This is a genomic window from Bacillus sp. BK450 (assembly GCF_004364885.1).
Classification (GTDB): Bacteria; Bacillota; Bacilli; order Bacillales; family Bacillaceae; genus Bacillus; species Bacillus safensis.
The window spans coordinates 709,787-723,828 of record NZ_SOBQ01000003.1 but is presented as its reverse complement, the minus strand read 5'-3'; the positions used below and the strand labels follow the sequence as shown (position 1 = coordinate 723,828).

15 protein-coding genes and 1 pseudogene are annotated in these 14,042 nt (G+C 43.1%); 3 read left to right on the top strand and 13 right to left on the bottom strand.

The window, feature by feature from the left end; genetic code table 11:
* Nucleotides 1–15: 15 nt before the first annotated feature.
* From EV579_RS13525 to EV579_RS13515, 3 genes are all read right to left on the bottom strand, one after another.
* On the bottom strand, nt 16–378 hold the full coding sequence (locus EV579_RS13525; RefSeq protein ID WP_024423354.1) for a HesB/IscA family protein: 363 nt from the start codon (nt 376–378) through the stop codon (nt 16–18).
* 73 nt (nt 379–451) lie between these two features.
* Nucleotides 452–1,306, bottom strand: coding sequence for a diaminopimelate epimerase (gene dapF / locus EV579_RS13520; protein WP_024423355.1), 855 nt, complete (start codon nt 1,304–1,306; stop codon nt 452–454).
* A gap of 270 nt (nt 1,307–1,576) precedes the next feature.
* Nucleotides 1,577–1,813, bottom strand: coding sequence for a YuzB family protein (locus EV579_RS13515; protein WP_008346813.1), 237 nt, complete (start codon nt 1,811–1,813; stop codon nt 1,577–1,579).
* 255 nt (nt 1,814–2,068) lie between these two features.
* Between EV579_RS13515 and EV579_RS13510 the strand changes: the two genes are divergently transcribed.
* Nucleotides 2,069–3,136, top strand: coding sequence for an NAD(P)/FAD-dependent oxidoreductase (locus tag EV579_RS13510; protein WP_024423356.1), 1,068 nt, complete (start codon nt 2,069–2,071; stop codon nt 3,134–3,136).
* Nucleotides 3,137–3,186: 50 nt separating this feature from the next.
* On the opposite strand, the gene EV579_RS13505 is transcribed toward EV579_RS13510, so the two are convergent.
* Both EV579_RS13505 and EV579_RS13500 read right to left on the bottom strand, forming a co-directional pair.
* Nucleotides 3,187–3,417: a WYL domain-containing protein gene (locus tag EV579_RS13505; protein ID WP_024423357.1), complete on the bottom strand. Its 231-nt coding sequence runs from the start codon at nt 3,415–3,417 to the stop codon at nt 3,187–3,189.
* A 100-nt stretch (nt 3,418–3,517) separates the two neighbouring features.
* The gene (locus EV579_RS13500; RefSeq protein WP_024423358.1) at nt 3,518–3,847 is read right to left on the bottom strand and encodes a YuzD family protein; all 330 of its coding nucleotides are present in this window, start codon (nt 3,845–3,847) and stop codon (nt 3,518–3,520) included.
* Between the two features lie 121 nt (nt 3,848–3,968).
* Between EV579_RS13500 and EV579_RS13495 the strand changes: the two are divergent.
* Nucleotides 3,969–4,268: pseudogene (locus tag EV579_RS13495) on the top strand (NifU family protein).
* 216 nt (nt 4,269–4,484) lie between these two features.
* Here the strand turns inward: EV579_RS13495 and EV579_RS13490 are convergent.
* From EV579_RS13490 to yutH, 6 genes are all read right to left on the bottom strand, one after another.
* Nucleotides 4,485–6,455, bottom strand: coding sequence for a S9 family peptidase (locus tag EV579_RS13490; RefSeq protein WP_133744618.1), 1,971 nt, complete (start codon nt 6,453–6,455; stop codon nt 4,485–4,487).
* A 102-nt stretch (nt 6,456–6,557) separates the two neighbouring features.
* Nucleotides 6,558–7,490: a homoserine kinase gene (thrB, locus tag EV579_RS13485; RefSeq protein WP_024423360.1), complete on the bottom strand. Its 933-nt coding sequence runs from the start codon at nt 7,488–7,490 to the stop codon at nt 6,558–6,560.
* On the bottom strand, nt 7,487–8,548 hold the full coding sequence (gene thrC, locus EV579_RS13480) for a threonine synthase (RefSeq protein WP_103131572.1): 1,062 nt from the start codon (nt 8,546–8,548) through the stop codon (nt 7,487–7,489). Before thrC ends, thrB begins: the two co-directional genes overlap by 4 nt.
* Nucleotides 8,548–9,849, bottom strand: a complete 1,302-nt coding sequence (locus tag EV579_RS13475; protein WP_133744617.1) for a homoserine dehydrogenase — start codon at nt 9,847–9,849, stop codon at nt 8,548–8,550. The genes thrC and EV579_RS13475 overlap by 1 nt, the downstream gene beginning before the upstream one ends.
* Nucleotides 9,850–10,072: 223 nt before the next feature.
* Nucleotides 10,073–11,041, bottom strand: coding sequence for a 2-hydroxyacid dehydrogenase (locus tag EV579_RS13470; RefSeq protein ID WP_133744616.1), 969 nt, complete (start codon nt 11,039–11,041; stop codon nt 10,073–10,075).
* Between the two features lie 74 nt (nt 11,042–11,115).
* Entirely contained in the window at nt 11,116–12,138 is a 1,023-nt protein-coding gene (gene yutH, locus EV579_RS13465) for a spore coat putative kinase YutH (RefSeq protein WP_133744615.1), read from the bottom strand.
* A 132-nt stretch (nt 12,139–12,270) separates the two neighbouring features.
* Between yutH and EV579_RS13460 the strand changes: the two genes are divergently transcribed.
* Nucleotides 12,271–12,771: a phosphatidylglycerophosphatase A family protein gene (locus EV579_RS13460; protein ID WP_133744614.1), complete on the top strand. Its 501-nt coding sequence runs from the start codon at nt 12,271–12,273 to the stop codon at nt 12,769–12,771.
* A 38-nt stretch (nt 12,772–12,809) separates the two neighbouring features.
* On the opposite strand, the gene EV579_RS13455 is transcribed toward EV579_RS13460, so the two are convergent.
* Nucleotides 12,810–13,583 (bottom strand): TIGR01457 family HAD-type hydrolase, encoded by a 774-nt coding sequence (locus tag EV579_RS13455; RefSeq protein WP_122632077.1) that lies wholly within the window; start codon nt 13,581–13,583, stop codon nt 12,810–12,812.
* 18 nt (nt 13,584–13,601) lie between these two features.
* Nucleotides 13,602–14,036 (bottom strand): DUF86 domain-containing protein, encoded by a 435-nt coding sequence (locus EV579_RS13450; RefSeq protein WP_133744613.1) that lies wholly within the window; start codon nt 14,034–14,036, stop codon nt 13,602–13,604.
* Nucleotides 14,037–14,042 lie beyond the last annotated feature (6 nt).

Genomic DNA, 14,042 nt, shown 5'->3' with positions numbered 1-14,042 from the left:
GAATCGTTTTAACCCTTAACACTCTTCCGGCGTACCGGTATTCGTTGCTGTTCTGAACGAAGAACCGCATCCGCATGACGCGATAGCGTTCGGATTGTCAATCGTGAAACCGCCACCCATTAGTGATTGTTTGAAATCAATGATGGTTCCGTTCATGATATCAAGGCTTTCGGAATCGACAAGGACATTGATGCCGTGCTGCTCGAACTGCGTGTCTTTCTCTGAGACTTCATGGTCAAAGCCCATGCCGTATGAGAGACCGCTGCAGCCGCCGCCTTTTACGCCCACTCGAAGGAACGCATTTTCTTCTTCATGTTCTTTCATCATATCTTTAATCTGCAGTGCAGCAGCTTCTGTAATGGTTACTGGTGTACTCATGATCATCCCTCCTTTTGACTGGATGTTTCTTTTCAATTATAAACGTGATGATGCCTTTTCTCAAATAAATGGTTTAGAGATAAAATGTGCCGTCACAAATCGTTTCAGCAGGTCCTGTCATGAGCACGTGGTCATTGTCTTTCCAACGAATGATGAGGTCTCCGCCTGCTAAATGAACGGTCATGTCTGTTTCTTTTTTTGCCTGACCATTCACAATTGTGGATACAGCCGCAGCACAGGCCCCAGTTCCGCAAGCCTGGGTAATTCCTGAACCTCTTTCCCACACGCGAAAATGAAGTTCTGTTTCACTGACAACTTCAACAAATTCTACATTGACGCCTTCAGGGAACATGTCGTGTTTTTCGATGATCGGCCCAAGTGTATGAAGCGGCGCTTTTTCAATGTCCTCTAAATAAAAAACGATGTGCGGGTTTCCCATCGAAACGGCCGTTCCATTTAATTTCGCAGTACCAAAATCAAGCAGCTCATTAACCGTTGTGCTAGCCGGTTCACCAAGCATCGGCATTGCTTCTTTTTCAAAACGTGGTTTTCCCATATCTACTGTGACTAGCTGAACGTGACCATCCTGAGCGTGAACGGTCGCTTCAACGAGTCCTGACAATGTCTCAATCTGGAACGTTGTGTCCGTTACAATTTGATGCTCATACACATACTTTGCAACGCAGCGCAGCCCATTACCACAGTTTTTGCCCTCTGATCCATCATTGTTGAAAATGCGCATCTTCACAGGTGCAACATCTGATGGGCAAATCAGGATCATCCCGTCAGAACCGATTCCTGTATAAACAGAAGAAACGCGGATCGCTATCTCTGATAGCTGCTCTTCTGGAAGCTGTTCCTTCATCTGATTGACGTAAATATAATTATTTCCTAATCCGTGCATTTTCGTGAATTGAAATGATGTCATGAGCTTCCTCCAAAAATGTTGTTTCTTTTTAGTATAAAAGGAGTCGATTCAGGAGACAATCTTATCATCCCCCGTTTTTCATACATAGAAGCTCTTTGCTGCCATGGCAAAGGGCTTTTATTATGCATATGCCTCTTTTTCTCTCGTGTGATATTTCATATTGATGATATTTTATTAGCATAACATATTGGATGCGCTTTCTATTGATTCTCCTTAAAAATGGAAGATGAAAATGTGAAAAAAATGCACCTCATGACCCATGTGGTGCATTTAAAACATGTCGTTTTCCTCTATAAAAGCATAAATACGCTCGACTAGCTGCTCTGCATTTTCTCCTGAAACAAATTCTCCATTCACAAGTGCAAATGGGGAGTCCATACATTTGCCGCAATAGCTTAAACAGCCGTATTCCATTACGTCTAGGTTTGGGTCTTTTTCAAGCTTCTCTTTTGCTTCTTGAGACCCTTGTGCAAGATTACTTACACAAAATTCGATCAGTGGAAACACTGTGCTTCACCTCACATTGCCTTACCATCCTACCGAAATTCCTTGTATTAGTCAAAATATGAGCTTCGTCTGTATCGTTACGCCTATTCCTCTTAAAATGTTTTACTATTTGGGACTAACTGATGAATATGTAGGTTATTTTGAAACAATTATTGTGGTTTCACAGTAAATTCGATATAATTTTATTTGGTATTTTAACTTAAAGTTTTTTAGTATAAGTGTTTTTCAATGTCTACGGGGAAAAGGAGAATCGTCATGAAAAATTTAGTCTTGATCGGCGGAGGTTACGGGAATATGCGGGTTCTCCACCGCTTATTGCCAAATCAATTACCTGATGATGTCACTATCACATTAATTGATCGAAATCCTTACCACTGTTTAAAAACAGAATATTATGCACTTGCTGCTGGAACGATCTCTGATCATCACATTCGAGTATCTTTTCCAGAGCATCCGAAGCTGGATATTCAATACGGGGAAGTAGAAAAAATTGATATTGAAAACAAACAGATCTTATTCAGCGACCGTGAACCGATTCCGTATGATGATACGGTGATTGGACTCGGCTGTGAGGACAAGTATCATAATGTCCCTGGTGCGAAAGAACATACATACAGCATTCAAACCATTGATCAGTCAAGACATGCGTATAACAAATTAAACAATTTGAGCGCAGGTGCAACGGTTGGCATCGTCGGTGCTGGACTTAGCGGGGTAGAGCTGGCCAGTGAATTAAGAGAAAGCCGTGCTGATTTAAACATTATTCTTTTTGACCGCGGAGAGCTGATTCTATCAAGCTTCCCAAAAAGATTAAGTTTGTATGTGCAAAAGTGGTTTGAAGAAAATGACGTAAAGATTATTAACTGTGCCAATATTACAAAGGTTGAAGAAGGTCTTGTTTATAACCATGATGACGCGATTGAAGCTGATGTCATCGTGTGGACAGCAGGAATACAGCCAAGCAAAGTGGTACGAGAGATGGATGTTGAAAAAGACGCACAAGGCCGTGTCGTATTAACTCCTCATCACAATCTCCCAGGGGATGAGCATGTATATGTCGTAGGTGACTGCGCAAGTCTGCCGCATGCCCCAAGTGCACAGCTTGCTGAGGCGCAGGCAGAACAAATTGTCCAATCTCTGCAAAAACGCTGGAAAAATGAGCCGCTTCCTGAGGCTTATCCACAGTTTAAGCTAAAAGGTGTTTTAGGTTCATTAGGGAAAAAAGCCGGATTTGGCTTAGTGGCAGATCGTCCACTTGTTGGCAGGGTGCCAAGACTTCTGAAATCTGGACTGCTTTGGATGTATAAGCATCACAACGGCTAAAATTATGTGAATTTTTTCTCAAAGCTCCTTCGTGACGAGGGAGCTTTTTTCTATGAAACGGCATGTGCCGATGAGTTGGTCCATTTGATCGGAGCAAGGGCAAGAATGCAGTCTTTACGAAAGGTTCTCATCGTTTTCTTCGATAAACAATACGCTTGGATAAACTGATCCGTCTCACGGTGGACAATGATTTTTCTCTTCGTGCACTCTCCATTTTTCTTCATATAAATCATCTCAATCGGTGTTTGCTGATGAAGAGATTGTTTCAGTAAATAATTCATGATGCTCACGCTCCTTTCATTTCATTATAAACGAACAAACGTTCTTTTTCAACCTAAAAAGGAACACTTGTTCGTTTATATTTCTCAAAAAAAGAACAGCTTATTCACTGCTCTCCCTGTACCCGTATTTCTCCATTTCTTGATAAATGTCTTTTAATTTCGGATTGCCCTCTCCAACGATTTGATCCTCTACTAAGACAAGCGGATAAAAGAATTCATCATCAAGGATTCGTTCAGACAATTCCTTTTGTTGTTCATTTTCTGGCGGGTGCTCAATATCAATATATGTGATGCGAAAAGGCTGATTCGGATATTTTCGTTTTAATGCTGCATCTAACCATTCAAACGTATCTTTTGAAGAAGGCAGATTCACGCAGCTAGCGCACAAGACATCTCTTCCATATACATAAAGATCGACGGTTTTGTTCATTTGACAAGCCCCCTATTCTTTCTTCATTTTAGCTGAATTTTCTGGATGAAAAAAGTCAAAATCACTTTTTGTTTCAAGATGAGATTGTGCTATAATGAGAAGGAAACTTTGAAACCAATCAATAGATTTTTATCGTCCAGATGAATATAATGGTGATATGTTGTGAAAGGAGCGATTATATCTAATGACTGAAGTCGAAATGAAAGACCAAGTACAGGAAGTACTGGACAAACTTCGTCCATTTCTATTACGTGATGGTGGAGACTGTGAGCTTGTAGACATTGAAGATGGCATTGTGAAATTACGTCTTCTTGGTGCATGCGGCAGCTGCCCAAGTTCAACCATTACATTGAAAGCCGGTATTGAGCGCGCATTATTAGAAGAAGTGCCTGGCGTTGTAGAAGTTGAACAGGTTTTCTAATTCATATATGACATGAAAACGACCCAATTAGGGTCGTTTTTTTCATGATTGACAAAGGCTTTAGCCCTTTGTCTTCTTTTCAGCGTGATATGAAAATCCTTGAAGTCTAGGAAGGACGAGTATTGGCGCGGAGCGAATTTTCTATTCGTGAGCACCAGCACGCAGAACTGACACCTAATGCGAGGATTTGTCAGCACGCTGAAGGGTCGTTTTTTATTAGGCTAGCTTTTCTCTAAACCATTCCTTTATAAAAGTCAGTCTTTGAATACGCTGTCCCGGGTGGCCGCTTCTGGATAAATCATGAGATGCCTTCGGGAATTTGACCAATCTTGTGTCTTTCCCAAGCTCCTTCAATGCCACAAAAAGCTGCTCTGCTTGATCAACTGGGCAACGATAATCTTCATCACTGTGCAAGATGAGCAGCGGCGTGTTCATCTGCTTCACATATTTTAGCGGCGAACGATCCCATAGCTTATCGACAGAATCATAAATATCCCCATCAATCTGCCACCTTGTAAAGAAATAACCGATATCACTGATGCCATAAAAGCTAATCCAGTTGGAAATGGAACGCTGTGTGACAGCTGCCCGAAAGCGGTCAGTTTGACCAACAATCCAGTTGGTCATAAAACCGCCATAGCTGCCGCCTGTCACGCCAAGCCTTGTTTCATCAAGGAAATCATAGGCTTTGAGCACATGATCAACAGCCTGCATGACATCGTCATAATCAACGTCACCATAGTTTCCTCTCACACGGTCAGTAAACATCTGTCCATACCCATGACTGCCGTGCGGGTTGATATACACGATGGCGTAGCCTTCAGAAGCGAGCATTTGAAATTCATGAAAATACGTATGACCATACATCGCATGCGGTCCGCCATGAACCTCTAGAATGAGCGGATATTTCTTTCCCTCTTCCATCTTGGAAGGCTTCATAAACCAGCCATGCACCTCGTCACCATCTTTTGACTGAAAAGAAAATGGTTCAGGTTCGGATACGACATGCTCCTTTAGAAAATCATGATGCTCGAATGTGATTTGCTTTAGTTCTGTCTCCCCTAATGTCATCTCATACAGCTCACTTGGTGAGACAGGTGAAAGCCGGCTGAGCAGCAGTTTGGATTCATCTGGATGAAGGCTGAAATTGGTGATATGTTCCGCCTCTAGTCGAACAGGATAGGCTAAACCTTCAATAGAGAAATAATAAATCCCTGTACTGCCTTGATCAGAAACAAGCGCATAAAACCCTTGGCTGTCTTTTGTCCACTGCGGAAGCTGATAGACCTCTCCCATCACGCTATCTCCTGCCATACAGTTCCCAACATACATATCGAGCATTTCTGACAGTTGAACCGTCTTTTCTTCCTTCAGATCATACAGCCATAGTGATGGGAAGGTGGCATTTTGAAATTCGCGCTCATGTCCAATATACAAAAGACTCTCTCCATTTGGAGAAAAAGATACGGTGGAATAAGCGCCGTTTGCTTGTGTGATCTTTTTTGTCTGACCATCTTCTAATGACAGAAGACACACGTCACTTATGTAAGGTATCTGTGGATTTAATTGAATAAAGGCAAGCCATTTGCCGCAAGGAGAAATCGTATGATTCATATGATGAACCTGCTCGCTCGTGACAGGCTCTATTTCTCCTGAATCGATATCTACCTTCACGATCTGCGTGACACGCCCATCTAAAAAGCCTCTTCCATCTGCTTTATAGGTCAAATCATCATATACCGCTGGAGCAAAGTCATCTTGCTCTTCCTTTTTTTCATCATGAACAGATTCTGATTGTTTCAATGACACAGCCGCATAAAGAAAAGCACCATCTGGAGAAAAAACAGGATGAGATACTCCGTAAGGAATCGTCGTTAAGGTTCGCACGCCGCCTCCTTCGCTCTTCATGAGCGCCAGCTGAGGGACTTCCTTTGGCTTTTGTAAAATAAAAGCAAGCTGCCTGCCGTCTTTTGACCAAACTGGCTGATGATGCTTTCCATCCTCAAATGTCCATTGTGCCAGCTCCTCTGTCTCTTCATCTCGAACCCATAAGTGGATGTTGTAATCGTCTTTTTTCTCATTCACAGTGACTTTTGTAAAGACTGCCTTTTGTCCATCTGGTGAATAAACCGGATGGGAAACAGAAACAATCTTTGTTAAATCTTCTGCCGTCATCAATTTCTTCATGAACGTATCTCCCCCTTTTATGCTTAAAAAATAGTTCGATCCTCTAAATAATAATCCCTGCTTCTTCCCATAAAAACAAGCATAAAAAAAGAACGTGCAGATTCACAGCACGTTCTTTACTTGATTAACAGGATGATGCTGCACGACAACCCCTTCTACTGGCACCGTCAGCAGATCAACTTCGCAATGCGGGAAATTTTGGGCTAGCTGCTCTTTCAGCGCTTCTCCCTTCCCTTTTTCCACTAAGGTGAGGATCGTCGGTCCAGCACCGCTCAAAGCCGTTCCATACGCTCCTTTAAGCGAAGCGACATGCTCTACCTTCGACAGCTCTGGCACGAGCATTGTGCGGTAAGGCTGATGAAATAAATCCTTATTCATCATTTCTCCAACAAGCGGCCAGTTCTGCGTCATTAAGGCGGCTACAAGGACGTTGCTCACAGCACTCGCACTGACAGCATGTTTATAGGAGAAATCCTCTGGCAGGACATCACGGGCATCCTTTGTGAGCACTTCATAAAAAGGAATCACCACGACGACATCTACATCCACATGCTGCACTTTAACGGCATGTGTTTTGTCTTCTTCATGGAGACCAATCAGTAAACCACCGAATAAAGAGGCACCCGCATTATCTGGATGACCTTCTACCTCACTTGCATAAAAGAGCTTCTGATCATCTGTCATGTTTAATTCAAGAAGCTGATTGGCGAGTTCAATGGCGGCCACGATGGCAGCAGCACTGCTGCCAAGCCCCCGTGCCAATGGAATGTCACTCCACACTTTGACATGAACAGGCGGGAGTGTTTTTCCAAAGTCATCTGCGACCTTTTTGGCTGTTTGATAAATCAGGTTGTCGGTGCCTGATGGAATCCCAGACACGACATCTGTTTCTGCTTCAAACAGCCAGCTATCATGGTCATAGACCGATAGCTTTAAATAGCGGCTGAGCGCCATTCCAACTGAATCAAAGCCTGGTCCTAAATTGGCAGTGCTTCCCGGTACTGTGATTGAAAAAAGCATGGAGGCTTCACTCATACGCGTGCGGCCTTTTCTAAGTGTTCAAGAATTTGATCTTCATCTGCATCGAGTGTGACCGGCTTGATTTGAGAAATATCGATAGCCGTATTTGGATCTTTCAGTCCGTTGCCTGTTAGTACCGCAACAACTTTACTGCCTGGCTTGATTTCTCCAGATTTCACCTGCTTTAACACGCCCGCAATCGACGCACATGAGCCCGGTTCTGCAAACACGCCTTCTTCACGTGCAATCAATTGATACGCATGTAGAATTTCCTCATCTGTTACTTCATCAATCTTTCCATTTGATTCCTCTGCGGCTGCCACAGCTTGTTTCCAGCTCGCTGGATTTCCGATACGGATAGCCGTTGCCACTGTTTCTGGCTGCTCAATCACTTCATTTCGAACGATTGCCGCTGCACCTTCTGCTTCAAAACCACGCATGACAGGCAGTCCAGTTCCTTTTTTCTCGTGATATTCCTTGAAGCCTTTCCAGTAGGCCGTGATGTTCCCTGCATTACCAACAGGAATCGCCAGTACGTCCGGGGCAGAGCCTAGCTGCTCACAGATTTCAAATGCTGCTGTCTTTTGTCCTTCAATTCGATAAGGATTGACCGAGTTAACAAGGGCAATCGGTGCTTTTTCACAGATGCTGCGGACGATTTTCAGTGCATCATCAAAGTTGCCGTCAATGGCAATGATCTCTGCTCCGTACATGACGGCCTGTGCAAGCTTACCGAAGGCAATTTTCCCGTCTGGAATGATGACAATACATTTCATATCAGCACGGGCTGCATAAGCTGCTGCTGCTGCAGAGGTATTCCCCGTTGAGGCGCACATGATTGTATCGTTGCCTTCTTCTTTAGCCTTTGCAACAGCCATGACCATTCCTCGATCCTTGAAAGAGCCTGTTGGATTAACGCCTTCTGTTTTCACATGAAGCTCGATTCCCAGCTTTTCTGAAAGCTTGGCAAGATGGATCAGCGGTGTATTCCCTTCATTTAATGTTAGTTTAGGTGTAGATTCGTTTACTGGTAAGAATTCTTGAAATTCTTCAATGAGTCCATTCCATTTCATCAGCTTAAACCGTTCCCTTCTACTCGGTACGTGCTCTTCACTTGAACCACCACGTCGAGGTCGTTTAATTTTTGCAGGATATTTGAGAAATCTTCTTCTGAAGTCTGATGTGTAATAATCACAATTTCAGCCAGCTCATCATGTCCTTTCACAGGAAGCTGAAGGATCTTTTCAAAGCTGATGCCTCTTTCAGAAAAAATAGATGTAATGCGGGAGAATGCCCCGACTTGATCTCTAACATGAATTCTTAAAAATTGCTGAGCAAATATTTCTGATGACGATTTGATCTTCTTCTCAAACTGCGGTGCGATAAATCCGCTTCCGTTCACGCCAAGGCGCATGTTTTTCATCACAGCCACTAAGTCTGATACAACAGCTGTTGCTGTCGGCAGACTTCCTGCTCCAGGTCCGTAAAACATCGTTTCTCCTACAGCACTTCCGTAGACATATACCGCATTAAATTCATTGTTGACGGATGATAATGGATGATGATCAGGAAGTAAGGTTGGCTGAACGCTGACCTCCACTTTCTCTCCGTCCCTCTGAGCAATGCCGATCAGCTTCATTGTATAGCCAAACCGCTTACTGAAATTAATATCCTCATCAGAGATATCAGAAATACCTTTCACCTTGACGTCCTCTAAATCTACATTCATAGAAAAGCCGAGTCTTGCAAGAATCGCCATTTTCCTTGCTGCATCCAGTCCTTCTACATCAGCTGTCGGATCTGCTTCTGCAAAGCCTAGATCCTGTGCTTCTTTTAAGACATCCTCATATGCGCTTTTATCGACATTCATTTTCGTTAAAATAAAATTCGTTGTACCGTTCACAATCCCCATCATCTTGGTGATTCGGTCTGAGGCCAATCCTTCCTCCAGCGTGCGCAGAATCGGAATTCCTCCGGCGACACTTGCTTCATAATAAAGATCACAGCTATTTTCTTTCGCTACATGTAAAAGCTCCGTACCGTAAAGCGCCATTAAATCTTTATTGGCTGTAATGACATGCTTCTTCTCACTTAACGCATCTATTAAATATTGTTTTGTCTCTTCAATGCCGCCCATCACTTCAATGATGACATCGACCTCTGGATCTCTAATCACATCGTATACTTCAGTTGTGAAGACCTCTCTTGCGACATCCACATCTCTTTTTTTATCGGGATTGCTCACAAGCACTTTTTGTATTAATACCGGACAGCCGATTTGGTGCATTAATTTATCCTGATGGTCTTGGATAATTTTTACGACACCGCTTCCCACTGTTCCTAATCCTAATAGCCCAACTCGAATTGCCTTCACCTGAAATTCCACCTTTCTCCGTAAATGTCCTCTCTAAAAAGACATTTGTTAACCTTACACAGACATTCAATGTACACACATTATAAAGGGGTATCCTCATTTTGACAAGGTAATAAAATAAGAGATTGTCAGAATGAAACCGCTTAACAGCTATTTATATCAAGATTCTATATTTTCAAAATATTTTTGTTAGAAAAGCTCCCGAACACCGGGAAGCCTTATATTATAAACGAACCGGCGTTTTGGCTGGCTCGTCTTGTAAGACAAGCGCAATATTTTCAGCACATAAACGCATCATCGTTTTTCTTGTTTCAACACTAGCACTTCCAATATGAGGAAGGACTGTGACGTTAGGTAATGTCGTTAACGGATGAGACGGGCTGACAGGTTCCTCTCTAAATACATCCAGACCAGCGCCGGCAATTTTTCCTGTTGTGACAGCCTCGTATAAAGCATCCTCATCCACAGTCTGTCCTCTTGATACGTTAATGAAATAAGCAGAGTTCTTCATCAGGTCAAATGCTTTTTCATTAAACATGTCTTTCGTTTCCGGGGTTAACGGCGTCAGACAGACGATGAAATCAGACTGCTTGAGCAGTTCCTCAAAAGCCGCATAGGTCACGCCAAGCTGCGCTTCTGCCTCGGATTTTCTTGAACGATTATGATAAAGGACATTCATATTAAAGCCTTTGGCCCGCTTGGCAAGTGCTGTTCCAATGCTGCCCATTCCGACAATCCCGAGTGTTTTGTGATGAACATCAGCACCGGCAAGAAGAAGCGGCCCCCAGCCTGTCCAGTTTCCATCCTTAATCCAATCACTCGCCTCGACAATGCGTCTAGCTGACGCCATCAGAAGAGCAAAGGCTAAATCCGCCGTCGATTCTGTTAAGACGTCTGGTGTATGACATACGGTGATTCCGTGCTTTTTGGCTGCTTCAAGATCAATATTGTCATAGCCAACAGCAAGGTTTGCAACCACCTTGATATTCGGAGCCTTTGATAAAAGCGGCTCATCTATTTGATCTGACAGCATGGTGAGAAGCGCATCCGCTTTAGCAGCTTGTGTTTCTAACTCTTCTCTTGGACACGGCTCATCCTCTCTTGGCCACATCTCAACATGAGCGACTTCTTTTAATGGTGTAAGTGATGCTTCATCCAGTTTTCTTGTGATATAGACGTAAGGTTTCGTCAAGAAGAACACTCCTTTTATCGATTTCTTTAAGCATAACGAAAAACGTCTCAAGAGAAAAGAGACGTTTCGTCTGTTCACTGAAACTTCAAATCAGCTGCAGGCTGAAGCCAGCCAACAGCCGGAATGGGGCTCCCGCCGCTTCGCATGGCACTCATTTCTTGAAAGACCTTCAGAAAGTATTCATAACGATTGGCATCATTTAAGACGTAATCTAACCGCTCTTCATAATATGACTTTTCATTTTCTCCCGACATATAGTAGCCTTCTACAATTTCAAAGTAATGAAGCGGGAACAGCAGGCGGCTGTATAACAAACGCTTTGAAAAGGAGGAAAGAGGTGTCACCTGTTCATATTGCTGTAGAAAGGAAAAACCCTCTTCAATTAAATCCTCCTTATGCTGTACAAAGGTCTCTCTTAAGTATTCGGCAATATCACGGGTTGGATGATCAAAGACCCAATCCACAGGTAAACGAAGCGGCTGCTCATGCGGCCATGTCATACGTGAAAAGCGCTGATGACAGACAGTGCCTGAGTCACCTTCTTTTGGTTCATCATCAAGTTCAGTATCAACTAAATATTGAATGGCATTCTCCGTTAATCCAAGATAATACGGAAACGATTCAATGAATTTTTGTTCAAACCGTTGCAGCGGTTTTTGATGCATTTGCTGCATCCAAAAGCCTTCGAGCTGATCTAATCGTTTTGCCCATAATTCCTTCCAGGCACCGACACGTTTTGTTTCGGATACTTCATATGGAAAGCCTCTTCCCCTGACATGGAAGGCTGCCAGCTCTGACGCTTGCTGAAACGAGCGGCTTGAGATCGGAGGCGATGCTTTTAATAAAGCATACTGCTCCTTCCCATGAGTAAAGGTGGGTTTCTCTTCATTTGTTAATTCAAACACAGCGACGTATGGGTCTCCTGCATTCAGTAAATACTGACTGATATGATACAACTCCGAGAGTTCTTCTTCTCGCAAATGAGACACAGGAACAATGAGGAAGAGAGCCTCCGCCGTTTGAAAGCTCTGATAACTGCCATATGGCGTAAATTGACGAACATCAATACCAAATGTGTGATAAATGGTTTCTTTCATGTTTTCACCTGCGTTCCTATGATCAATCTCTTATCATATCGTAGTCGCAGGTTGAGGGATTTATGAATACTATTTACTATCCGAAGCTTTTTACACGTTGTGGACAAATTACGAGGATTGGGTGAGGAATACATGCCGCATCATCATGAGATGAACGAAGTAGAAAAAACAGCAAGACGCCGTTTACAAGAACGAGGCGTAACCATTCAAGATATAGCAGACCTTGTCTACTTTTTACAGGAAAAATATCATCCTGGCTTAGACATGACAGAGTGCATCCACAATGTGGAGCGTGTCATCGCAAAACGTGAAGTCCAAAATGCGATATTAACGGGCATCGAATTAGACGTACTCGCCGAGCAAAAGAAGCTGACTGAGCCGCTTCAATCAATACTTGAAACGGACGAGAGCCTGTATGGCGTTGATGAAATTTTATCCTTTGCTATCGTCAATATTTATGGTTCAATCGGCTTTACGAATTACGGATATATCGATAAAGAAAAACCAGGAATTCTCGGGAAACTCAACGATAAATCCACGGGCGAATGCCACACCTTTTTAGATGACATTGTCGGCGCTATTGCTGCCGCCGCATCAAGCAGGCTGGCACATAGTGCAAGAAATACGGAATAAAGAAAAAGAGGACGCGCGCGAACGCTTGTCCTCTTTTTCTATGATAATCGCTCAATCCACTCGGATAAGGATTCAATGACATAGGTTGGCTGCTTTTCATACTGCTGAAGCAGCTCTTTTGTTGTCACACCTGTGTGGACGAGTAATGTGTCCATTCCTGCATTCATTCCTGCCATAATATCCGTATCGTAGTTATCCCCCACCATGAGCGTCTCAGACACATCTGTCCCAAGTACACGCATCGCTTGTTCCATAATAATGGATTCCGGCTTTCCGATAAATGTCGGCTGAACCGTTGTCGTCACGGTCAGTACAGATGTTAACGAGCCGTTCCCTGGCAAAAGCCCTCTTTCTGTTGGAATGGCAATATCTCCATTTGTTGAGACAAATTGTGCGCCTTGACGGATGGCAATCGCACCTACTGCTAATTTTTCATATGTAATGCCACGATCAATTCCAACAACAACGAAATCTGCGTCTTCCTGACCAAACGTCAGCCCTTTTTCTTCAATGGCCTGCTTGATTCCTTCTTCACCGATCACGTAAACTGATGCATCTTTCTTTTGCTCAGCAATATAATTGGCCGTCGCCATACTTGTTGTAAAAACTTGTTCTTCTGTTGCTGGGATATCAAATGAAACGAGTTTTTCCGCTACCTGCTTTGGCGTACGTGATGAGTTATTCGTGACAAACAAGTAAGGGATGTTCAACTCATTTAACTTTTGAACAAATTGACCTGCTTCTTCGATCTTTTCTGTTCCTTTATACATTGTCCCGTCTAAATCAATTAAATAGCCTTTGTATTTCATGATGCTCACAACTCCAATGGTTTATTTAAACGCTGATACTGGGCCAAGCTCCTGTTCCAAGTAGATACGGATGCGACTTGGAAAGACCTCTAGCGCCTGCTCTACTTCGCTGATCACCTGCAATAAGTCATGATGATTTACTTCCTGATATTGCTGCACAAGTGTTTTGCGGGATGAGACAAGCTTTTTCAGCTGACTTCCTTCTCCTTCTGGTACAACCTTTTCATCAACAAGTATATCCATGATGTCATCATAGCTTCCTGGGTCACGCATAATAAAGCCATCAATCATGTCATTTCCGGTATCAAGAATACATTCGACGAGCAAATGAACAATTCGTTCCAGCGCTTTTTTCTCTAGAGGACTTGTCCATGTTTGTTGACTCTGCAACAACTCATATTGCTCCTCGAAAAAACGTAATGTCTCTTCAATCTTTTTTCTGTCTACGAAATACATTATGAC